This window comes from Leucobacter sp. CX87, from assembly GCF_018682295.1.
In the GTDB taxonomy this organism is placed as follows: Bacteria; Actinomycetota; Actinomycetes; order Actinomycetales; family Microbacteriaceae; genus Cx-87.
Genome location: NZ_JAFIRI010000001.1, coordinates 339,462 through 360,438 on the forward strand (window position 1 = coordinate 339,462; position 20,977 = coordinate 360,438).

Consider the following 20,977-nt stretch of genomic DNA (forward strand, 5'->3'; position numbering starts at 1 on the left):
CGCGAGCTGACTACTGAGTCAGGGTGTCAACCCACTCGCGGTTCTCGCTGATCCAGGTCGCAACGATCTCGCCGTAGTTGTCGGTATCAGCCTCGTTGAACATGGCGTTCTCGAGCGAGAAGAGTAGCTCCGAGTCCATGGTGAAGCCTTCCAACCACCCCGCCACCTCCGGGTGGTCGGCCGAGAAGGCGCTGCTGCCGAAGATGTTCAGCTCCTCAGCGTCGCCGAGTGCACCCTTCGGGTCTTCGAGGTCACGCATCGGGAACGCGTCGTAGGCCCAGTGCGGGCGCCACAGTGTCACGACAATGTCCTCGTTGTTCTTCGTCGCGGCCTTGAGCTCGCTCAGCATGGCCGGCGTCGACGAAGTGACGTACTCCATATCCTCGAGGCCGTACTGAGGAATAACCGATTCCTGCGTCGCGGTCGTGAGGCCCGCACCCGGTTCGATCCCCACGATCCGGTTGCCGAACGTCTTCGCGTTGGCAGCGAGCTCCTCGAGCGAGGTGATCGGGGAGTCCTCGTTCACCGCGATCGTGAGCGCGGCTTCGTCGTTCCAGACGCCGATCTTCTCGATGTCATCGCCGTACCGCTCGAGATAGTCTGCGTGGGTGAGCGGCAGCCAGACGTCCATCGTGACGTCGTAGTCGCCGGTTGAGAGGCCCTCGAAGACGGGGGCAGCATCGGCGTACTCAAGCTCGACGGGAATGCCTTTCTCCTCAAGCACCGCCTTCCACAACTCACTGACGGCGACGCCCTCGTCCCAGCCGTTGAAGACGGCGATCTTGATGGGCTCAGCCTGGTCTTGGGCTCCGGTGGGCGCAGCCGCCGCACAACCGGTCATCGCCAGCGCGCTGATGGCGCCAATCGCGGCAAACTTCGTGAACTTCGTGATTTTCATTCTGTTCCTTTCAGTGTGGATTTCAGGCTGTGGTGGTCGTGGCTACTGCGTTCGCAGCGGGCGGCTTGACTGGCGCACGTCGGCTGATGTTGCCGACTCGATCGCCCAGCGACGCCGTCATGCGATCAAGGACGATGGCCAAGATCACGACGGAGAGTCCGGCTTCAAAGCCCAGCCCGACGTTCAGGCTCGTGAGGCTGCGCACGATATCTCCGCCCAGGCCGCCCGCACCGACCATGCCGGCGATGACGACCATCGACAGCGCAAGCATGATGACCTGGTTGATCCCCGCCATGATGCTGGGCAACGCCAGTGGGAACTGAATCTGGCGCAGGATCCTGCCAGAACTCGCGCCGAACGCCGTGCCAGCTTCGACGACCTCACGGTCGACCCCTCGAATGCCGAGCTCGGTGAATCGAACGCCGGGCGCCATCGCGAACAGAACCGTCGCCACGATGCCGGGGACCACGCCGACTCGGAAGAGGATGAGCGCGGGGATGAGGTACACAAATGCCGGCATGGTCTGCAGAAAGTCCAGGATCGGCCGGATGATGCGAGAGGCGACGTCGTTTCGGGCAGCCAGAATGCCGAGCGGCACGCTGATCAGCACGGCTATGCCGCTTGCGACCAGTACGAGGGCGAGCGTTGCCATCGCGTTCTCCCACTGCCCGACGCCCACAATAAGCGCGAAGCTCAGGGCGGTGCCGAGCGCGAACTTCCATCCCCTGAGGAAGAAGGCCAACGCGACGAGCACGAGCAAGACTGCCCAGAACGGCGGATTCAGGAGCACCCACGCGACGGCATCGTAGATGCCCAGGAATATCGTGCGCAGCAGTGTGAAGAATGGCTGAGCGAAGTCGATGACGGCATCGATCGCGGTCTCTGCCCAGGTACCGAGCGGAATTCGGAAGTCATTCATCGTGCGTCTCCCTCGAGCGGCGTCAGCATCTGCGCTTCGGTTTCTCGCAGTGTCTCGGTGATGATGGCAGGCGAGATCGTCGCCGCGGGTTCGACGATGTCGATTTCGCTCGTGTGCGTGGATACGTTCGCGAGGGAGGCGAGCAACGTGACGCGGGGGATCACCCCGACGAAACGTCCGTCCTCGTCAACAACGGCGACCGGCAGCGAATTCTCGGCCGCAAGCTCAAACAGTTCTGCGAGGAAGTCGCCGGGGCTGACGACCGCTGGCGCCTTTCGAACGAGCCGCATGTGGCCGGCCTCGCCCTCGCGCACCTGCCTCAGCATGTCGCTATCGCGAACGACGCCGACGAGCCGGCGCCCGCTCGTGACGAAGCACGCTGAGGTCTGGAGGTCGCGCATAATTCGAAGCGCGGCCCGTGGGCCGGCAGTCGCGGGCACCACGGCGCGAGGCGGTTCCATCACGTCCCCAGCGGTCAGCACGCGTGCGCGATCGACGTCCTGCACAAACTGAGCAACGTAGTCGTTGGCAGGATCGGTCAGAATATCGTTCGGAGTTCCCACTTGCACAATGCGTCCGTCGCGCATGACTGCGATGCGATCACCGAGAAACATTGCCTCGTTGAGGTCGTGGGTGATGAAGATAATCGTCTTTCCCAGCTCCTGCTGCAGTTCGACGAGCTGCTCTTGCATTTCGCGGCGAATGAGCGGGTCAAGCGCGGAGAACGCCTCGTCCATCAGCAGGATGTCGGTGTCGGCGGTGAGGGCCCGCGCGAGGCCAACGCGCTGACGCATTCCACCGGACAGTTCGCCGGGGAGGTGATCTTCCCAACCAGACAGGCCCACGCGCTCAATGACGCGACGCGCACGATCGTGGCGCTCGGCGAGCGCCACCCCTTGCACCTCGAGGGCGTATGCGGCGTTGTCGAGGACCGTGCGGTGGGGGAGCAGGGCGAAGTGTTGAAAGACCATCGAGACGCGCTGCTGGCGGAGTTCCCGCAGCTCGCGGGCGCCGAGGCCGACAACCTCGGTTCCGAACACTCGAATGGAACCAGCGCTCGATTCATTCAGCCCGTTCAGCGTTCGAATGAGGGTAGATTTCCCTGATCCGCTCAGACCCATCACGACGAATATCTCGCCCGGTTTGACGGAGAACGATGCGTCGATGACCGCGGCAGTACCGAGAGCGCCGAGATCCTCTCGGGCGACACCGGTGCGCAGGCGCCGGACCGCTTCCTTCGGGCGCTTCCCGAAGACTTTGAAGAGTCCGGTGACTGCTACGGCCGGAATCGGTTGACCGAGCTCATCGATTGGAGTGGGTGGTGCAGAAATGGCGGTACTTGTGCCCGCCTGGGCATGGGTATCCAGGGTCACGTGTTTTCCTTAGCAAGAACGCCAAACGAGGCCTTGCTGCAGTGTTTCGCCCGGGGAGCAACGGGAACTCGCTGTGCGGGTCATCCGGGATGCACGGATCTCGCGCATGGTCATCCGGATTCCACTTGCACGGCAGAACCGGCTATGGGAGCTGGTTCGTCCATTGCGCCCATACGACGCGTTCCGATGTCAACATCGGCGCAGTGTCGCGGACTGGTGGTGTGGCGGTGAAGCCACGCCCCACGCTAACAACTGGCCTGTCGGGGAGCAAAGCGAGAACTCCGGATTTCCGCGGAATTTTCGGAGAGACGACGCTCCGATCAGGGGTTTTCTGCGTAGCCAAATCGTTACCTGGGTGGTTCGGAGCGAGCTCCAAGTCCGCACTCAGGGCGAGAACATGCGCCAGCGCTACGCTCGAAACTCGATGACCACAGAACCTGAAGGGTGCCCCGAGTGAGCACAACGCTGGCGCCTTCGAGCAGCCGACGAGTTCGCGTACGCGCGATCGCCGTCGCGTTGGTTGCCGGCATCGGGGGAGCGGGCGCGTACGTGCTCGCGGTGCAGAGCACGATCGGCCAGGCAGCCGAGGCGAGCGCGCTCGGCGCCGCAACGTTCTCGACCGACCCGCCTGCGCCGCTGAACCTCGTGTCAGCGCCGGCTGCGCTGGTTGCGCTCATCCTCGTCGGTGGAGTCGCGCTGGCGGCACATGGCATGCGTCGCGCGGCACTCGCCACCCTTGCGCCGGGTGCGGCGATCCTCGCATCCCAGATCCTGAAGCTGCGCGTTCTCGACCGACCCGGCCTGTTTGAGCTCGACGCTCCGAATACATTCCCCAGCGGGCACATGACCGTTTTCGCGGCACTGCTCGGCGGGCTCATTCTCGCCGTGCCGACCCGCCTTCGGGGCCTAGTAGCCGTAATCGGGGCGTTCGTACTCTCAGCCGCCTCGTGGCAGTTGCTGGCCTATGGCTGGCACCGACCCAGCGATATTATCGGCGCACTCGCGCTGACAATCGCAGTGTTCGCCGTGGCAACGCTTCTCGCGCCCCGAGCGGCAGCCACCCGGCCGGCTTCTGGAGTCGCCAGCCTGTTCCTGGTCACGTTTGGCGGTCTCGCACTGCTGGGCGGTCTGCTCCTCGTCGGCATTGCCTTGTTTGTGACGCCATCAGGGCTCGAGCGTTCGCAATTGCTGCTGCTCGCGGGCGAGGTTGCTGGGGCCGGCGGCTCCCTCCTGGTGGCACGTTCCTTCCTCATGCTGGGACGCACAGCCGTAAGCTAGCCACTATGGCTACCACCGGCGCAGGCACCCCCGATTCCTCCCACGCAGCTGATCGGCACGACCTCATTCGGGTCGTCGGTGCACGGACGAACAACCTCAAGAACGTGAGCGTCCAGATCCCGAAGCGCCGGCTGACGGTGTTTACCGGAGTCTCTGGCTCGGGCAAGAGTTCGCTGGTGTTCGGAACCATCGCGGCGGAGTCTCAGCGCATGATCAACGAGACGTATAGCGCGTTCGTGCAAGGCTTCATGCCCACCCTGTCGCGGCCCGACGTCGACCTGCTTGAGGGGCTGACCACCGCGATTATCGTCGACCAAGAACGTATTGGCTCGAACCCGCGGTCGACTCTCGGAACAGTCACCGACGTCAACGCAATGCTCCGCATCATCTTTAGTCGTCTAGCGAAGCCGTCACTCGGGTCTGCCCAGGCCTATTCGTTCAATGTCCCCAGCGTGCGCGCCTCGGGGGCGATCACGGTCGACAAGGGCGAGGGAAAATCGCAGGCCGTCAAGACAACGTACAACCGCACCGGAGGCATGTGCCCGCGCTGTGAAGGCATGGGCTCGGTCACCGATTTCGACCTCACCGCGCTTTTCGACGACAGCAAGTCCCTCAGCGAGGGCGCGCTACGCATTCCCGGGTACAGCATGGATGGCTGGTACGGACGTATTTTCTCGGGATCAGGCTTTTTCCCGATGGACAGGCCCATTCGAGACTTCTCCAAGAAGCAGCTACACGACCTGCTCAACAAGGAGCCGTCCAAGATCAAGGTCGACGGGATCAACGTGACCTTCGAGGGCATCATCCCGAAGATGCAGAAGTCCATGCTGAGCAAGGACGTCGAGTCACTGCAACCGCACGTGCGCGCGTTCGTCGAGCGGGCAATCACCTTCACGACCTGCCCGGAGTGCGCCGGGACTCGACTCGCCGAGGCGACACGAAACTCCAAGATCGGGGAGGTCAGCATCGCTGACGCGTGCGCGATGCAGGTCAGCGACCTCGCGGGATGGATTCGCGGGCTCGATGAGCCGTCCGTCGCACCGCTACTTGAGGCACTGTCCGCGACCCTTGATTCGTTCGTAGAGATCGGCCTGGGCTACCTGAGCCTCGATCGCCCGTCGGGCACGCTGTCCGGGGGAGAAGCGCAGCGCACCAAGATGATCCGCCACCTGGGATCGTCGCTCACCGACGTGACGTACGTCTTTGACGAACCGACGATTGGCCTACACCCGCACGATATCTCGCGCATGAACGGCCTCCTCCTGCGGCTTCGTGACAAGGGCAATACGGTGATCGTCGTCGAGCACAAGCCCGAAGTGATCGTGATTGCGGATCATGTCGTCGACCTGGGGCCACGGGCCGGCACCGCCGGGGGAGAGATCGTTTACGAAGGAAGCGTCGATGGACTCCGCTCAAGCGGAACCCTCACCGGCCGCCATCTCGATGATCGAGCGACCCTCAAGACCGTGACCCGCACGCCAGTCGGTGCCCTGGAAGTCCGCGGCGCAGACACGCACAACCTCAAGGATGTGGACGTCGATATTCCACTCGGCATCCTGACCGTACTCACCGGCGTCGCGGGCTCGGGAAAGAGCTCATTGATCAATGGATCGATCGCCGGCCGAGACGATGTCGTGCTGATTGACCAGAGTGCGATCAAGGGCTCCCGGCGGAGCAACCCGGCGACGTACACTGGCATGCTCGAGCCCATCCGCAAGGCCTTCGCAAAGGCAAATAGCGTGCGTCCGGCACTCTTTAGCGCGAACTCGGAGGGTGCGTGCCCGGCGTGTTCCGGCGCCGGCGTCATCTACACCGACCTCGCCATGATGGCCGGCGTCGCGTCGGTCTGCGAGGAGTGCGGCGGGAAGCGGTTCCAGGCCGAGGTGCTCGACTATCGGCTGGGGGAGCTCAACATCAGTGAGGTGCTGTCACTGTCTGTCGCAGACGCGGAGAAGTTTTTCGCTGAGGGGGAGTCGCGCATTCCCGCCGCCCACAAGGTCCTCGCCAGGCTCGCCGACGTCGGGCTCGGATATCTGACGATCGGGCAGCCGCTCACGACGTTGTCCGGCGGTGAACGTCAGCGCTTAAAGCTCGCGACCCACCTCGGTGAGGCCGGCGGGATCTTCGTGCTCGACGAGCCAACGACCGGCCTGCACCTCGCTGATGTCGAACAATTGCTCGGCGTGCTGGACCGCCTCGTGGAATCCGGCAAGAGCGTCATCGTCGTCGAACACCACCAGGCGGTCATGGCGCACGCCGACTGGATCATCGACCTGGGGCCGGGGGCCGGCCACGACGGCGGCAACATCGTGTTTTCTGGGACGCCACAGGAGCTCGTGCGCGAGCAGGAAACGCTGACGGCGCAACACCTCGCGGCGTACGTCGGCGCTGACGTACAGTAGCCCACCCGCAGGAACCCGCCGCTGCAACCGGAGCGGGCCGCTCCCCGGCAGAGGCGTCGCGAACTGTTCATTTGCAATCTGCATCGATGATTGTCAATATAGACACATGTCGATACAAAATGTTGAACTCGTCATCGTTGGGTCCGGACCTGCCGGCTACACCGCTGCGGTGTATGCCGCCCGTGCAGGACTCGCTCCGGTCGTTCTCGCTGGATCAGTGACCGCCGGCGGTGCGTTGATGACGACCACGGAGGTGGAGAACTTCCCCGGTTTCGTCGACGGCGTGCAAGGACCGGACCTCATGGAATCGATGCGCGCGCAGGCCGAGCGCTTCGGCGCACGAATCTTCTACGACGACGCTACGAGCCTTGAACTCAACGAGCCGGTGAAGACGATTCGCACCGGCGGCGGGGACGTGTTTCAAGCTCCTGCGGTCGTCCTCGCAATGGGCTCGGCCTATCGAAAGCTCGGGCTCCCCAATGAGGATCGACTGTCGGGTCATGGCGTTTCCTGGTGCGCAACCTGCGATGGCTTCTTCTTCCGTGACAAGCACGTCGCAGTCATCGGCGGTGGCGACTCGGCGATGGAAGAGGCACTGTTCTTGACGCGCTTCGCCGCGAAGGTCACGCTCGTGCACCGGCGCGACGAGTTCCGTGCCTCGAAGATCATGGCCGAGCGAGTGCTCGCAGAACCCAAGATTGACGTCGCCTGGAATAGCGAAGTTGCCGCCATCATCGGTGAGGAATCAGTCACCGGCCTGAAGCTACGCGACACTGTTACCGGTGCAGATCGGACGCTCGAAGTCACTGGCCTATTCGTGGCAATTGGCCACGACCCCCGCTCTGAGCTTGTAGCCGAGCAAGTCGACATTGATCCGGATGGTTACGTCCTTGTCGCCCACCCCTCAACTCGCACCAACCTGCCCGGCGTGTTCGCTGCGGGTGACTTGGTAGACCACACCTACCGGCAGGCGATTACCGCGGCGGGCACCGGTTGCGCCGCAGCGCAAGATGCGCAGCACTATCTCTCAAACCTCACGACGGCCGACCGTGCCGCGTCATTGATCTTGGAGGCCTCCGCATGAGCATCATCCACGTCACCGATGCCACATTCAGAAGGGAGGTGCTCGAGTCTGCGCTGCCCGTCATCGTAGACATTTGGGCCGCATGGTGCGGGCCCTGCAAAGCGATCGCCCCAATCCTGGATCAGCTGGCCGAGGAATACGCCGGCCGAATCAAGATCGTGAAGGTCGACGCCGACACGAACCCCGCGACAGTAACAGCGGCTGGCGTGAGCTCGATTCCGACACTCGGTTTCTATCGCGCTGGGGAGCGGGTCGACGTGCTGATTGGCGCGCATCCCAAGCCGGTTTACGCCGCCAAGATCGAGGAGCTGCTTTCGTGAACACGGCACTGAAATCCTCCCCGGTTCGGTTCGCCCCGAAGCGGATGTCCACGCTCGACAAATGGCTGCCCCTCTGGATCGGCCTCGCGATGGTCTCAGGGATCCTGCTGGGCCGCTTCGTGCCTGCGCTCTCCGGGATCCTCGCAAGTCTTGAGGTCGGTGGTATCTCGATACCGATCGGGCTCGGCCTGCTCGTCATGATGTACCCGGTCCTGGCAAAGGTCCGATATGACAAGGTCGCGGCCGTAACGGGAGACAAGCGCCTGCTTATCTCGTCATTGCTGCTGAACTGGGTGGCCGGCCCTGCAGTGATGTTCGCGCTCGCCTGGCTGTTCCTGCCAGATCTCCCCGAGTACCGTACCGGTCTCATCATCGTGGGGCTCGCTCGCTGCATCGCGATGGTCGTCATCTGGAACGACCTCGCCTGCGGCGACCGTGAGGCGACAGCGGTGCTGATCGCGATCAACTCGGTGTTCCAGGTATTCGCGTTCGCGCTGCTCGGCTGGTTCTATCTCACGGTGCTTCCCGGCTGGCTCGGACTCGACACTCAAGGCCTCGAAGTGTCGGTCTGGCAGATCGCGCTCAACGTGCTGGTATTCCTTGGTGTGCCACTTGTCGCGGGTTTCGCCTCCCGCTGGATCGGCGAGAAGCGTAAGGGCCGCGACTGGTATGAGGGCACCTTCCTCCCGAAGATCGGCCCCTGGGCACTCTACGGACTGCTCTTCACGATCGTGCTGCTGTTCGCCTTGCAGGGAAACGCAATCGTTGCGAACCCTCTCGACGTCGCACGGATCGCGCTTCCGTTGCTGGTCTACTTCGCTCTGATGTGGTTCGCCGGTCTCCTCCTTGGGAAAGGCCTCGGACTCGGCTATGCCCGTTCTACGGCACTTGCCTTCACCGCCGCCGGCAACAACTTTGAGCTGGCGATCGCGGTCGCCATCGGTACCTTCGGCGCGGCAAGTGGACAAGCTCTCGCCGGTGTTGTGGGGCCGCTGATTGAGGTACCGATCTTGGTGGGACTTGTCTACGTTTCACTCTGGGCAGCGCGTGCGTGGTTCCACACCGATCCGTACGCCACTGAATCGAGGACATCATGACGACACCGTTCGCTGAAACCGTTGAAGAAGTGTGCGCGCCAGCGGTCGAGCATGCGATGGGCCTCACCGCGGCAACCGCTGTTGCCGGGACACTGAAGGCGATCGCTGACCCGTTGCGCTTGAGGATGCTCTCGGCCATCGCGACTGACCCTCGCGGCGAGTCGTGTGTCTGCGACCTGGCCGAGCTCACCGACGTATCTCAACCGACCGTCTCCCACCACTTGAAAACACTCAGAGACGCCGGACTGCTGCTGTCCGAGCGGCGCGGAACCTGGGTGTGGTACCGGATCACGCCGGCGCGAAAGAGCGCGGTGACGTCGCTGCTCGATTCGTTTACGCCGGATGCGCCGCAGGTCGATGAGGAGGATCCTGCCGTCCGGGCAGAGGCGCTCCGCACGATGGACGCTCGAGTGACTCGTCTCGCCGCCGAGCTCGCAAACGAGCTCACTGGGCTTGGCCGCGATCTCGTTGTCGCGATCGTCCGCGAGTCGTACGCCGGACTTGTCCGCTCGGCCAAACTCACGCAGCACATGATCCCATTGACCGAACGGTTCGCGCGGCAGCGCCTGGCGGACCTGGCTCGAGACCCTGCATCCTCCGTGCCGCAGGTGCTGTTTGTGTGTGTCGCGAATGCGGGTCGGTCGCAGCTCGCGGCCGCCCTCGTCAATCAGTACGCGAAGGGGAGAGTCGTCGCACGCTCGGCAGGATCCGCGCCGGCGGCCGACGTGCACCCGCACGTTCGTTCGCTCCTCGCCGAGATCGATAGTGGCAATCCCGCGGATGAAGCATTTCCAAAGCCACTCACCGATGATGCGGTCCGCGCGGCGGACGTCGTGATCACGATGGGATGTGGCGACGTGTGTCCGGTCATTCCGGGCGTGCGCTACGAAGACTGGGTCGTGGGAGATCCCGCGCTCGCCTCACGTGACGGCGCCGAAGCGATCCGCGACGACATCGCCGCCCGCGTGAAGCACCTTCTCACCACTCTGGCCATCGACTAACAAGAGAGCCCCATTATGACTACTTCCCAACCGTCCGTCCTGTTCGTCTGCGTCCACAATGCTGGTCGCTCCCAGATGGCCGCCGGGTATCTCCGGCACCTCGCCGGCGATGCCATTGAGGTTCGCTCCGCCGGGTCAATGCCCGCCGAACACATCAACCCCACCGCGGTTGAAGCGATGCTCGAGGAAGGCATCGACATCACGACCGAGCAGCCCAAGGTGCTGACGACCGAGGCAGTGCAAGCTTCAGACGTCGTCATCACGATGGGTTGCGGGGACGCCTGCCCCTTCTTCCCCGGGAAACGGTACGAGGACTGGGTACTCGAGGATCCTGCGGGCCAGGGGATCGAATCCGTACGCCCGATCCGCGACGAGATCAAGACGAGGATCGAAGCACTGATAGCCTCATTGCTTCCTGAATGACTAGACCGCTGGGCCGATGCGTTCCCCGGCCCAGCGCGCTCACCACATACTCCGCATCGCGGTGCACCCCTCGAATCGTGTTCGAGGAGAATGATCGCTGCAGTTCGAGACCGAGATACGCCAAGCGGGGATGAGTGGTTGAAATGCCATGGCGTTCGCGCGGGCGGCCAATGTCATCGAGAGCGCCCATCTGCTGCAGATAGGGGAGGTGCGGCCGATAACCAGTGGCAAAGATCACCGTGTCCACCTGCTCGCGGCTGCCGTCCGCCCAGATCACCCCGTCAGGAGTGAACGCGGTAAACATCGCGCGATGGCTGAGCTCGTTCGAGTCCAATGCGGCACGGTACGTTCCCCGATCAATGACAGGTGTGCCGCGCAGCACTCGTTTCAGCAGGGCCTTCGGCAACAGGTCAAACCGGAGTCCGAGCAGCCAGAAATGTAGGTCCCGACCAGCGATGACCTGCGGGAGAAACCGGAACTTGTCTCGTGTCGCGACAGTGACTCGAGCATGTTGCGTGAGTTCATGGCCGACCTGTACAGCCGAGTTGCCCGCGCCTACGACAATGACGCGCTGACCTGCAAAGGCCTCTGGCACCCGGTACTCGGAAACATGCAACAAGCTGCCTTCGAACAACTCGCTTCCGGGAAGAGTCGGAATGGACGGGTTCGAGAAGGAGCCGCTGGCCGCGACGAGTGCGTCTCCAGCGATCGTGCTGCCATCCGTCAGCGTGACGGTGAACCCATCGGTATCCGCCGAGACTGTGGCGACACGGGAACTGGTTCGGATGTCGACATCGAGCCAAGACGCGTAATCCTTGAGGAACTGAACAACCTCGTCCCGACGGGGATAGCGAGTGGAATCGCCGGGAAAGGGGAACCCGGGAAACCCGCTGTATTGGGCGGGCGAGAACAACGTGAGCCCGTCATAGTAAGCCGGCCATGATCCGACCGGCGAAGCGCCGGCCTCGAGGACAACTGGCTCCCAACCCTGTTCACGACCGACGCGGGCAGCGCTGAGTCCGGACTGGCCGCCGCCGACGATGAGCAGGCGCCCCCGACTCAATTGCTGCACGCGTTCGTCAGCACGGCGGGAGAGGGGGCGCAACAGGAATCCGCCGTGCTCGTGTTCTCCGGGGCATCAAACACGCCTGCGCCGCCACACACACCGGTGTCGGGGAGGACAAGGTCGACGCGCCGCGCCGCTTCATGGTCGCCGGCGAGCTCCGCCGCGACACTGCGTACTTGCTCAAACCCGGTCAGCGCCAGGAACGTCGGTGCGCGTCCGTAGGATTTTGCTCCGACGATGAACAGTCCCGCCTCCGGGTGCGCGAGGTCGGCAGCTCCGGTCGCGCGAACCGAGCCGCAGGAGTGCAAGTTGGGGTCCACTTCTTCGGCAACCTTCGCGGGTGCCTCGAGCCGAAGGTCAAGTCCGAGTCGAACTTCGGACAGGAAGGAGAGATCCGGACGGAAACCGGTGAGGACGACGACCTGGTCTGCAGGGTCAAGCGTTCTGCCATCCTCGGCTACGAGAGTGGCTCGCGCATCGTCGACGAGCACCGATTCGGTGCGGAATCCGGTGACGAGCGTCACCTGACCGGCGGTGACCGCTTGTTGCGCAAGCTCGCCAAGCGCACCGCGTTCGGGGAGTTCGTCCGCTGCCCCTCCGCCAAAGGTGTTACCGACGACACCGCGCCGAAGCACCCAGCTCACGCGTGTGGACGGCTCCTGCTTCACCACACGGGCGAGCTGGGTGATCGCCGTCTTTGCCGATGCGCCATTTCCCACGACAACGACATGGCGCCCCGCAAGGGCCCGAACACGCTCCATCGTCGGGATCTGATAGCTGAGCATGCCTCGTGCAGCGGCCTGCCGCTCACCGCGCGACGACAGGCCGTCCGCACCTGCGGGGCTTGGCGTGCCCCACGTCCCGGAGGCGTCGATAACTGAGCCTGCCTCGAGTCGCTCACCCGTTCCGTCGGCATGCTCAAGGTGAACGGTGAACGGCTGATCCGCACGGCCGGCATCTACCGAACGATCGCGTCCCTTCCGGCTAATACCCACCACGCGCGCGCCATAGTGCACGCGATCACCCAGCGCTGCAGCGAGCGGCGCCAGGTACTCGGAGATCCACTGCGCGCCCGTCGGGTAGCCCTCGGTCGGGGCTTTCCAACCAGACCGAGCCAAGAGGCGCTGGCTGGCAGCATCAATGAGCTCGGGCCACGGCGAGAAGAGACGCACATGGGCCCACTCCGACACCGCGAAGGCGGGCCCGCTCCCTGCCTCAAATACGAGCGGCTCGATCCCGCGCTCGAGAAGGTGTGCGGCGGCGGCCAGTCCCTGCGGTCCGGCACCGATCACGACTACTGGGTGCATCCCAATCTCCATCTATCGACGTTTATCAATGTGCCAATTCTGCCCGTCGTATCGACAACTGTCAATATAGGGTGCAGAATGGAAGCCATGAGCCTCACGAGCACCGCTACCACAGACGCCGCGAATGCGAGCTACTGCGCACCCCAGTTCGACCGGGTTGTCGACGATGCAACCGCACACCAGCTCGCAAAGGTATTCAAGGCGCTCGGCGACCCAACACGCGTGAAGCTACTTTCATTGATCTCCGCGAGCGCCATGGGGGAGATGTGCGTCTGCGATCTCACGGAACCAGTGGGCCTCTCGCAGCCAACGGTTTCTCACCACATGAAACAACTCGTGGAGGCAGGACTGGTGACGCGCGAACAGCGAGGTCGGTGGGCGTATTTTCGGCCAGTCGAGTCGGTACTCGTGCAGGCGACGAGAGCACTCGTCGGTTAGCGACTGGCCCATAGCTTCACCTCGTGAACGAAACCGACTGGCCTCAGGTCGAATTGATCTCTTGAGCTGAAGTTGCAACGGCCTGTCGTCGCCATCGTGACGGCCCACGTGAAGGTGTTCCGAGAGCACTACAAGTGCTTGCGTGATTGCGGAATCGCACGCAGAACCCGAGCTCTTGCCTTCAACACACCCGCAACCTCATTACGCTGATAATCTATATTATGTCAGTTTGAGACTTTCGCGCCGCTTCCCGACCCAGCAACCGGCGCTGACATTGTGCAACCGAGGCCACTCGTTCACATACGCGGAAGTGCCGCTTGGTCGAATCCAACTGTCACGCAAGAGGACCCACTGCACGCGAAGACCTTGCGCTGTCGCGACCCCCGGCTCTGCGGCGAGCCTTTATAGCTTTTATAACTAGCGAACTCACTGAGCCGGTTGCCCCGCCGACCAACCCTCCGCAGGCTCACCCATCTCCCCTAGGCAGGAGCGGCAGTCGGCGGCTCCCACAGCTCAATCGGCAGGCCTTCCGGGTCATGAATGCGCGCAAAATTGCCGTATTCGGCAGTGTTCCATTCCTCGCGGCGCTCAACGGGAATGCCCGAACCCTCAAGTCGCGCCGCCATCTCTTCCAGGCCAGTCACGCGGAGATTGAGCATGAATGCTTGATCGGGCGCGAAGTAGTCAGAGTTGTTAGGGAACGGTGCGAACACAGTCATCCCCGCCTCCTGCTGCCAGATCCCGCCATGACCCGCGTCAATTCCCAGATGTGTGCGATACCAAGCAGTCCGAGCCTCAGGATCCGCACTCCGGAAGAAAATGCCGCCAATTCCCGCTACGCCCACGATGCGCCTCCTGCCACTCGATGGAGACCCAGACTACTTCGGCCCGGTCGCAAGCACGAGAGGATCAGCCGCTGGCGAGCATTCGGTCCATTGTTTCGAGGAATGAGCCGTACCCGGCGATCGTCCGCTCGACCTGCTCGTCCGAAAACCCGCCACGATCCTGCACGATCGTGAGGCGAGTGCCTCCAACAACCGTGTCCAACGAGAACTCGATGGGCACGCCCAGGTCGTCGTCCGGTTGGTCACTGAGCCCCATGGAGAGAAACTCCGGCGCACGCACCTCCACGTACACTCCCCGCCACCGGATCTCACCGCCACCCGGAAGTCGCATCGTCGCTCGCATCTTCCCACCGGGGCGAACGTCCATCTCGAGCTCATCAAGCGGAACCGCGACCTGGTCAGTGCCGAACCAGACCGCAAACTGCTCCGGCTCGGTGAGCAGTTGCCACACGCGCTCGGCGGACGCCGGCAGTGTGCGAGATGCACTGAAAGTCAACCTCACGAGGTCCTCCACTCCCCCACCACTCAGACAGGATCGTCCGTGTCCCCCATCGTAATTGCGGCGACGACGGCGGAACAGCCTGACACCAGATCAGCACTTCGAAGCTCGATGTCGACTCCTCGTCGGCCGCCCGAGACAAACACCGTCTCAGCGTCGAGTACCGAGGCGTCGACCACCATCGGCAACTTCGAACGCTGCCCGAAGGGACTCATCCCGCCCAGTACATACCCAGTCCGACGCTCAGCAACGACCGGGTCCGCAAGCTCCGCCTGCTTCGCCCCGAGTGCGAGCGCAACCTTTCGCGGCTGCATCCTGCGCGGCACCGGCAGGATCGCAACGGCCTGTCGTCCATCGACCTGCACGATCAGCGTCTTAAACAGTCGCTGCGCGGGCACGCCGAGAGCGGCGATCGCTTCGTCACCGTAGTTGCGGACCCGAGGATCGTGCACAAAGGTGTGAACTGTATACGGGTACCCGAGCTGGTCGAGGGCGCGGGTCGCCGGAGTTGTGGGTGACTTCTGCCGCGCCTTCGCCATGGCTAGTGCGCGGCGGCGGCGCGCTGAGTCGACGTGGACCAGAGCGCAAGCTTCGCAGCAGCCTTCCCCGAGTCAATCGCGTCAGCGGCTACGCTGAGCTTCTCCTGCAGGCGCTCAAGGATCCCGCGCTCAGCGGACGCGGGATCAGCCACAAGATCGAAGGCCACGAGACCTGCGGCGGCATTCAGCAGGACAATGTCGCGCACGGGGCCGAGCTCCCCCGCGAACACGCGGTGCACCACCGCAGCGTTCTCTTCGGGCGTTCCTCCCAGGAGGTCTTGCATCTTGGCTCGCTTCAACCCCAGGTCGCGCGGGTCAAGATCATGCTCAGTCATCGCGCCGCGACTGACCTCCCAAATGTGCGAGTGACCCGTCGTCGTGAGTTCATCGAGGCCGTCGTCGCCCCGGAACACGAGGGCCGCCGCGCCGCGAAGCTGAAACACGCCGGCGATCAATGGAGCACGCTCTGCATCAGCCACGCCCACCGCCGACGCTTCGGGCCGGACGGGATTGCAAAGCGGGCCGAGGAAGTTGAACACGGTCGGGATGCCCAACTCAGCGCGCGCCGGCCCTGCGTGCCGGAAGCCGGGCAGGAACCGCGCGGCGTGCACAAACGCGATGCCGGTCTCGCGGTAGACCTGCAGCAGAGACGCCGCGTCCAGACCCAAGTCGATCCCCAGCGCCGTCAAGACATCCGACGAACCAGACTGTGAGCTTGCGGCACGATTGCCGTGCTTCACGACCGGTGCGCCCGCCGCTGCCGCGATAATCGAAGCCATCGTTGAGATGTTCACCGTGCCAAACCGGTCGCCACCGGTCCCGACAATATCGAGCGCCACCGGATCCAGGCCGATCGGCTCGGCCTCCTCGAGAATGGCATCGCGGAATCCGACGATCTCGTTGACCGTCACTCCCTTTGCATTCAGCGCGGTGAGGAACCCACCGATCTGGGCGCCGGATGCCTGGCCCGTCATGATCTCAGACATCGCCCACTCCGCCTGCGCCACACTCAGGTCTGCACCCTCAAGCAAGGTGGTGAGCACAACAGGCCAAGTCAGTTCCGAAATCATAATCGCCATCATATCGAGCCTTCCGCACCACGCCGGGGCGCGAGGCGGACGCCCAAAGTCGCGAAGCACGGTAGTCTGGTGAGGTTCTCAGGGATGAAGTTCGGCCACGCCGCGCTCGGGTGCGAAACACACACCGAACTTTCAGCCATAATGGAAGGGTGTCAACGACCACTATGAATACCAAGTCAGCCGTGCCTTCGGTCAAGCGGCCCAACATCGTCGCTGTCGGCACGATCGTTTGGCTGGGTAGCGAAGTCATGTTCTTCGCCGGCCTGTTCGCCATTTACTTCACACTGCGGGCCATGGCGCCTGAGCTCTGGGCAGTCCAGACTGAGAAGCACAACTTCACGTTTGCGCTGATCAACACGCTCATCCTGGTCTCGTCGTCATTCGCCTGCCAGGCAGGCGTGTTCGCTGCCGAGCGGAACCAGCCGCATGCCACGGGTCGTGGCATGCGCAACTGGGGAACCGTCGAGTGGTTCTACCTCACCTTCGTGCTGGGTGCGATCTTCGTCGCCGGCCAGGCGTGGGAGTACGCAACCTTCGTGTCGGAGGGCATCACGCTGAACTCCGACGCCTACGGCTCCGCGTTCTACATGACCACCGGCTTCCACGGCATTCACGTGTCGCTGGGTCTGATCGCCTTCCTCTTGGTGATCGGTCGCCTGTACGCGGTCAAGAACTTCACTCACAAGGAGGCCACCAGCGCCGTCGTCGTGTCCTACTACTGGCACTTCGTCGACATCGTGTGGATCGGCCTGTTCATCGTCATCTACATGATCAAGTAGCGTCAGGAGTATCGACATCATGGCTCGCGCCAAGAAGAACCTCCGGAAGTCGGGTCGCCGGCATCCTCTCGCAACCGTCGCGCTCGTCGCGGTCGGCCTCCTGGTCACCGGAGCTGCATATGCAGGCTTCAGCCAGACGTCAGCTACGGCTGAGATCGACCTCAACGCACAGTCGACGATCGACGAGGGCCAGAAGCTCTTCGCTGCAAACTGCGCTACCTGCCACGGCATGGGCGCAGCGGGCACCGAAGAGGGCCCCTCGCTGATTGGTGCTGGCGCCGCATCGGTGCACTTCCAGGTGGGCACCGGCCGCATGCCGCTCGCCTTCCAGGGCCCGCAGGGCATGGTCAAGCCGAAGCAGTTCACCGAGGACCAGACGCTGCAGCTCGCAGCGTACGTCGCCTCGCTGGCTCCCGGACCCGGCCTTCCCGAAACCCAGTACCTGCAGGGAGACGGCAATGCCGCTGCCGGTGGCGAACTGTTCCGCATCAACTGCGCGATGTGCCACAACGTTGCTGCTGCCGGTGGCGCACTGACGCAGGGCAAATTTGCTCCGTCGCTGCAGGGCGTTGCTCCGACGCACGTCTACGAGGCCATGGTCACCGGCCCGCAGAACATGCCGGTGTTCAACGACGCGAACCTCACGCCGCAGGACAAGTCCGACATCATCACGTACCTCCAGTACATCGAGCAGAAGCCGTCCGTCGGCGGCCTCACTCTTGGATCTCTTGGCCCCGTCTCTGAGGGTCTCTTTATCTGGGTCATCGGTATGGGCATCATCATCGCGTTCACCGTTTGGGTGACCGCGAAGTCCAACTAGCGCCGATCACGTACGCACGACGACAGAGTCAGTAACCAAGGAGAAACATGGCAGAGGAAGCGAAAAACGGTAGCGAAGGCGCCGTTGTCGCCGCTCAGCGCCACGGTGGGAGTGACAGCGCGGTTGGTACCGCGGTCATCTCCCCCGATGCCGCAGTCAACCCGGGGCTGCCCCCGCACCGTAAGCGTGTAACGGACCTCGATCCGAAGAAAGACAAGAGCGCCGAGCGCGTTGTCTACACGCTGTTCTACGTCTCGATCGTGGGTAGCTTGGCCGCCGTTCTGGCGTACATGTTCATCCCGATTGAGACCGGTGAGCTTGAGGCGATTCGCCTGCACACCATGCTGGTCGGTACCGGCATGACCCTCGCGCTGCTCGCCCTCGGCGTCGGCGCGGTGCACTGGGGTAAGGCCGTGATGGCGGACCACGAGTCCGTCGACGAGCGTCACCCCGTGCCGAGCTCCCCCGAGGTCCGCGCGGAGGCCGCTGAGGTCTTCACGCTTGCGAACGAAGAGTCCGGCTTCAGCCGTCGCTCGCTCGTGCGCAACAGCCTCATCGGTGCGCTCCTGGCGTTCCCCATTCCGGGCGTCGTTCTCCTGCGCGGCCTTGCCCCGCAGGACATCGATCCGGTCGAGGTCCTCAAGCACACGATGTGGGACAAGGGTGTACGCCTTGCCCGCGACCCCTCCGGTATCGCCATCAAGGCGGCGGACGTCACCATCGGCTCGGTGTTTCACGTCATCCCGGAGAACCTGAACGAGGGTGGCCACATCCTCGACGAGAAGGCGAAAGCCATCGTTCTCCTGATGCGTCTGGATCCCGAGGATCTCAACGAGCCCGAGGACAAGAAGAGCTGGTCCTACAACGGCATCGTCGCGTACTCCAAGGTCTGCACCCACGTCGGCTGCCCGGTAGCGCTCTACGAGCAGCACACGCACCACCTGCTGTGCCCGTGCCACCAGTCGCAGTTCGACGTGTCGGACGGCGCGAAGGTCGTTTTCGGCCCCGCCAAGCGTCCGCTGCCGCAGCTGCCCATCACGGTGGATGACGAGGGCTACCTCGTCGCGCAGAGCGATTTCCACGAACCCGTCGGCCCGAGCTACTGGGAGCGTCTCAAGTGAGCACCGATACCACCACCACCCAGGCAAGCGGCACTTCCCGCTTCACCTCGGCAGCCGCAAACTACATTGACGAGCGCACCAAGATCGGCGTAGCTGTCAAGGAGTTCGGCCGCAAGGTCTTCCCCGACCACTGGTCCTTCCTCCTCGGCGAGGTCGCACTGTACAGCTTCGTCGTGATCCTGCTTTCGGGCACCTTCCTGACGCTGTTCTTCCAGGCGACCATGATCGAGACGGTCTACAACGGTCCGTACGTCCCGATGAAGGGCATCGTGATGTCCGGCGCCATGGCGTCGACGCTCGATATTTCGTTCTCGGTGCGTGGCGGCCTGCTCATGCGTCAGGTCCACCACTGGGCTGCGCTGCTCTTCGTCGCCTCCATCGGCCTGCACATGCTCCGGATCTTCTTCACCGGCGCATTCCGCAAGCCCCGCGAGCTGAACTGGGTCATCGGATTCGTCCTCTTCGTCCTCGCGATGGCTGAAGGCTTCACCGGCTACTCACTTCCTGATGACGTGCTCTCGGGCAACGGCCTCCGAATCATCGACGGCATCATCAAGTCGATGCCGGTCGTCGGCACCTGGCTCTCGTTCCTCTTCTTCGGCGGCGAGTTCCCGGGCACTGACATCGTCGGTCGCCTATACATGCTGCACATCATGCTGCTGCCCGCCATGGTGATCCTGTTCGTGGCGCTGCACCTTGTGTTCGTGGTCATCCACAAGCACACGCAGTACCCTGGCCCCGGAAAGACGCAGCAGAACGTTGTCGGTTTCCCGGTCCTTCCGGTCTACGCTGCGAAGGCGGGTGGGTTCTTCTTCATCGTCTTCGGTGTGATCATGCTGATCGCCTCGTTCGTGAGCATCAACGCGATCTGGGCATACGGACCGTACGACCCCTCACCGGTCTCGGCCGGCACTCAGCCTGACTGGTACATCGGCTTCGCCGATGGCATGCTCCGCCTGATTCCGCCGGGGCTCGAGACCGAGTGGTTCGGCTACACCTGGTCGTGGAACATGCTGATCCCGCTGATCATCATCGGTCTCTTCCTGGTCGTCGTCGCCGCCTACCCCTTCATTGAGGCGTGGGTCACGGGAGACAAGCGCGAGCACCACCTGCTCGATCGCCCGCGCAACGCTCCCACCCGCACCGCGATCGGCGCTGCAGGCGTGACGTTCTACGCAGTAATGTGGGCCGGCGCAAGCTCGGACCTCATGGCGACCCACTTCCAGCTCTCGATGGAAGGCGTGATCCACGGTCTGCAGTTCCTGCTGATCTTCGGCCCGATCATCGCGTACTTGATCACGAAGCGCATCTGCCTCGGCCTGCAGAAGAAGGATCGTTCGATCGCTCTGCACGGCTACGAGTCGGGTCGGATCGTTCGCCTCCCCGGTGGCGAGTTCGTTGAGGTGCACAAGAAGCTCGACGAGTACGAGAACTGGCGTCTCGTGAGCTACAACGATTACGCACCGCTGATGCTCCGCCCGAACCAGGACGGCCGCATCCCCTTCTCGAAGCGACTCCGCGCAGGCATGAGCCGCTGGTTCTTCGAAGATCGGATCGCTCCGGTTACGCCGAAGGAAATCGAGCAGGAGGGCCACGGACACTAGTCCGCTCCCCCGCGTCAACGGATCGGGCCTCGCAGGAAATACTTCCTGCGAGGCCCGATCCGTTTTTACGTCTTGCCTCGCGCTG

General features: G+C 63.4%; 21 protein-coding genes. 12 read left to right on the forward strand and 9 right to left on the reverse strand.

Annotated elements, in window-relative coordinates; translation table 11 throughout:
• Positions 1–10: 10 nt before the first annotated feature.
• From KOE53_RS01625 to KOE53_RS01635, 3 genes are read right to left on the reverse strand one after another with little or no spacing between them, the layout of a single operon-like run.
• Positions 11–898, reverse strand: coding sequence for a glycine betaine ABC transporter substrate-binding protein (locus KOE53_RS01625; protein ID WP_188057140.1), 888 nt, complete (start codon positions 896–898; stop codon positions 11–13).
• 22 nt (positions 899–920) lie between these two features.
• Complete coding sequence (locus KOE53_RS01630; RefSeq protein ID WP_188044748.1) at positions 921–1,817, reverse strand: ABC transporter permease; 897 nt, start codon at positions 1,815–1,817, stop codon at positions 921–923.
• Positions 1,814–3,148, reverse strand: coding sequence for a quaternary amine ABC transporter ATP-binding protein (locus KOE53_RS01635; RefSeq protein ID WP_370566926.1), 1,335 nt, complete (start codon positions 3,146–3,148; stop codon positions 1,814–1,816). Before KOE53_RS01635 ends, KOE53_RS01630 begins: the two co-directional genes overlap by 4 nt.
• A 495-nt stretch (positions 3,149–3,643) precedes the next feature.
• Between KOE53_RS01635 and KOE53_RS01640 the strand changes: the two genes are divergently transcribed.
• The 7 genes from KOE53_RS01640 to KOE53_RS01670 all read left to right on the forward strand — a co-directional run bounded on the left by KOE53_RS01640 (position 3,644) and on the right by KOE53_RS01670 (position 10,795).
• Positions 3,644–4,468, forward strand: a complete 825-nt coding sequence (locus KOE53_RS01640; RefSeq protein ID WP_353055550.1) for a phosphatase PAP2 family protein — start codon at positions 3,644–3,646, stop codon at positions 4,466–4,468.
• Positions 4,469–4,473: 5 nt separating this feature from the next.
• Positions 4,474–6,870 carry an ATP-binding cassette domain-containing protein gene (locus KOE53_RS01645; RefSeq protein WP_188057141.1) on the forward strand — a complete coding sequence of 799 codons (2,397 nt, stop codon included), beginning with the start codon at positions 4,474–4,476 and terminating at the stop codon, positions 6,868–6,870.
• 106 nt (positions 6,871–6,976) lie between these two features.
• Positions 6,977–7,954 (forward strand): thioredoxin-disulfide reductase, encoded by a 978-nt coding sequence (gene trxB, locus KOE53_RS01650; RefSeq protein WP_188057142.1) that lies wholly within the window; start codon positions 6,977–6,979, stop codon positions 7,952–7,954.
• Positions 7,951–8,274, forward strand: coding sequence for a thioredoxin (gene trxA / locus KOE53_RS01655; protein ID WP_188046503.1), 324 nt, complete (start codon positions 7,951–7,953; stop codon positions 8,272–8,274). Before trxB ends, trxA begins: the two co-directional genes overlap by 4 nt.
• 44 nt (positions 8,275–8,318) lie before the next feature.
• The gene (gene arsB / locus KOE53_RS01660; RefSeq protein WP_188057313.1) at positions 8,319–9,371 is read left to right on the forward strand and encodes an ACR3 family arsenite efflux transporter; all 1,053 of its coding nucleotides are present in this window, start codon (positions 8,319–8,321) and stop codon (positions 9,369–9,371) included.
• On the forward strand, positions 9,368–10,372 hold the full coding sequence (locus KOE53_RS01665; RefSeq protein ID WP_251364043.1) for a metalloregulator ArsR/SmtB family transcription factor: 1,005 nt from the start codon (positions 9,368–9,370) through the stop codon (positions 10,370–10,372). Before arsB ends, KOE53_RS01665 begins: the two co-directional genes overlap by 4 nt.
• Before the next feature lie 15 nt (positions 10,373–10,387).
• Positions 10,388–10,795 carry an arsenate reductase ArsC gene (locus tag KOE53_RS01670; protein ID WP_188057143.1) on the forward strand — a complete coding sequence of 136 codons (408 nt, stop codon included), beginning with the start codon at positions 10,388–10,390 and terminating at the stop codon, positions 10,793–10,795.
• Here KOE53_RS01670 and KOE53_RS01675 read toward each other — a convergent pair.
• On the reverse strand, positions 10,749–11,867 hold the full coding sequence (locus tag KOE53_RS01675; protein ID WP_353055551.1) for a flavin-containing monooxygenase: 1,119 nt from the start codon (positions 11,865–11,867) through the stop codon (positions 10,749–10,751). The genes KOE53_RS01670 and KOE53_RS01675 overlap by 47 nt on opposite strands.
• Complete coding sequence (locus KOE53_RS01680; RefSeq protein WP_370566916.1) at positions 11,855–13,168, reverse strand: NAD(P)-binding domain-containing protein; 1,314 nt, start codon at positions 13,166–13,168, stop codon at positions 11,855–11,857. The genes KOE53_RS01675 and KOE53_RS01680 overlap by 13 nt, the downstream gene beginning before the upstream one ends.
• 87 nt (positions 13,169–13,255) lie before the next feature.
• Between KOE53_RS01680 and KOE53_RS01685 the strand changes: the two genes are divergently transcribed.
• The gene (locus KOE53_RS01685; protein ID WP_215401646.1) at positions 13,256–13,606 is read left to right on the forward strand and encodes an ArsR/SmtB family transcription factor; all 351 of its coding nucleotides are present in this window, start codon (positions 13,256–13,258) and stop codon (positions 13,604–13,606) included.
• Positions 13,607–14,085: 479 nt separating this feature from the next.
• Here the strand turns inward: KOE53_RS01685 and KOE53_RS01690 are convergent, their stop codons facing one another.
• The 4 genes from KOE53_RS01690 to trpD all read right to left on the reverse strand — a co-directional run bounded on the left by KOE53_RS01690 (position 14,086) and on the right by trpD (position 16,559).
• Positions 14,086–14,325 carry a VOC family protein gene (locus KOE53_RS01690; RefSeq protein ID WP_251364044.1) on the reverse strand — a complete coding sequence of 80 codons (240 nt, stop codon included), beginning with the start codon at positions 14,323–14,325 and terminating at the stop codon, positions 14,086–14,088.
• Positions 14,326–14,515: 190 nt separating this feature from the next.
• On the reverse strand, positions 14,516–14,953 hold the full coding sequence (locus KOE53_RS01695) for an SRPBCC family protein (protein WP_188057147.1): 438 nt from the start codon (positions 14,951–14,953) through the stop codon (positions 14,516–14,518).
• 23 nt (positions 14,954–14,976) lie between these two features.
• Positions 14,977–15,402 (reverse strand): YbaK/EbsC family protein, encoded by a 426-nt coding sequence (locus KOE53_RS01700; RefSeq protein ID WP_353055552.1) that lies wholly within the window; start codon positions 15,400–15,402, stop codon positions 14,977–14,979.
• Between the two features lie 89 nt (positions 15,403–15,491).
• Complete coding sequence (gene trpD / locus KOE53_RS01705; protein ID WP_188057316.1) at positions 15,492–16,559, reverse strand: anthranilate phosphoribosyltransferase; 1,068 nt, start codon at positions 16,557–16,559, stop codon at positions 15,492–15,494.
• 173 nt (positions 16,560–16,732) lie between these two features.
• Between trpD and ctaE the strand changes: the two genes are divergently transcribed.
• From ctaE to qcrB, 4 genes are read left to right on the forward strand one after another with little or no spacing between them, the layout of a single operon-like run.
• Positions 16,733–17,347 (forward strand): aa3-type cytochrome oxidase subunit III, encoded by a 615-nt coding sequence (ctaE, locus tag KOE53_RS01710; protein WP_188046520.1) that lies wholly within the window; start codon positions 16,733–16,735, stop codon positions 17,345–17,347.
• A gap of 19 nt (positions 17,348–17,366) precedes the next feature.
• Positions 17,367–18,167, forward strand: coding sequence for a cytochrome bc1 complex diheme cytochrome c subunit (gene qcrC / locus KOE53_RS01715; RefSeq protein WP_188046521.1), 801 nt, complete (start codon positions 17,367–17,369; stop codon positions 18,165–18,167).
• 47 nt (positions 18,168–18,214) lie between these two features.
• On the forward strand, positions 18,215–19,288 hold the full coding sequence (gene qcrA, locus KOE53_RS01720) for a cytochrome bc1 complex Rieske iron-sulfur subunit (protein WP_188046522.1): 1,074 nt from the start codon (positions 18,215–18,217) through the stop codon (positions 19,286–19,288).
• Positions 19,285–20,892 (forward strand): cytochrome bc1 complex cytochrome b subunit, encoded by a 1,608-nt coding sequence (qcrB, locus tag KOE53_RS01725; protein ID WP_188046523.1) that lies wholly within the window; start codon positions 19,285–19,287, stop codon positions 20,890–20,892. The genes qcrA and qcrB overlap by 4 nt, the downstream gene beginning before the upstream one ends.
• The last annotated feature ends 85 nt before the right edge of the window (positions 20,893–20,977 follow it).

Bases quoted from the DNA above. Each gene is read 5' to 3' on its own strand.
- arsB (WP_188057313.1), top strand. From the start codon at position 8,319: ATGTCCACGCTCGACAAATGGCTGCCCCTCTGGATCGGCCTCGCGATG.
- KOE53_RS01630 (WP_188044748.1), bottom strand. From the start codon at position 1,817: ATGAATGACTTCCGAATTCCGCTCGGTACCTGGGCAGAGACCGCGATC.
- KOE53_RS01670 (WP_188057143.1), top strand. From the start codon at position 10,388: ATGACTACTTCCCAACCGTCCGTCCTGTTCGTCTGCGTCCACAATGCT.
- qcrC (WP_188046521.1), top strand. From the start codon at position 17,367: ATGGCTCGCGCCAAGAAGAACCTCCGGAAGTCGGGTCGCCGGCATCCT.
- qcrA (WP_188046522.1), top strand. From the start codon at position 18,215: ATGGCAGAGGAAGCGAAAAACGGTAGCGAAGGCGCCGTTGTCGCCGCT.
- KOE53_RS01680 (WP_370566916.1), bottom strand. From the start codon at position 13,168: ATGCACCCAGTAGTCGTGATCGGTGCCGGACCGCAGGGACTGGCCGCC.
- KOE53_RS01690 (WP_251364044.1), bottom strand. From the start codon at position 14,325: ATGACTGTGTTCGCACCGTTCCCTAACAACTCTGACTACTTCGCGCCC.
- KOE53_RS01665 (WP_251364043.1), top strand. From the start codon at position 9,368: ATGACGACACCGTTCGCTGAAACCGTTGAAGAAGTGTGCGCGCCAGCG.
- ctaE (WP_188046520.1), top strand. From the start codon at position 16,733: ATGAATACCAAGTCAGCCGTGCCTTCGGTCAAGCGGCCCAACATCGTC.
- trxA (WP_188046503.1), top strand. From the start codon at position 7,951: ATGAGCATCATCCACGTCACCGATGCCACATTCAGAAGGGAGGTGCTC.
- KOE53_RS01685 (WP_215401646.1), top strand. From the start codon at position 13,256: ATGAGCCTCACGAGCACCGCTACCACAGACGCCGCGAATGCGAGCTAC.
- trxB (WP_188057142.1), top strand. From the start codon at position 6,977: ATGTCGATACAAAATGTTGAACTCGTCATCGTTGGGTCCGGACCTGCC.
- KOE53_RS01645 (WP_188057141.1), top strand. From the start codon at position 4,474: ATGGCTACCACCGGCGCAGGCACCCCCGATTCCTCCCACGCAGCTGAT.
- trpD (WP_188057316.1), bottom strand. From the start codon at position 16,559: ATGATTTCGGAACTGACTTGGCCTGTTGTGCTCACCACCTTGCTTGAG.
- KOE53_RS01625 (WP_188057140.1), bottom strand. From the start codon at position 898: ATGAAAATCACGAAGTTCACGAAGTTTGCCGCGATTGGCGCCATCAGC.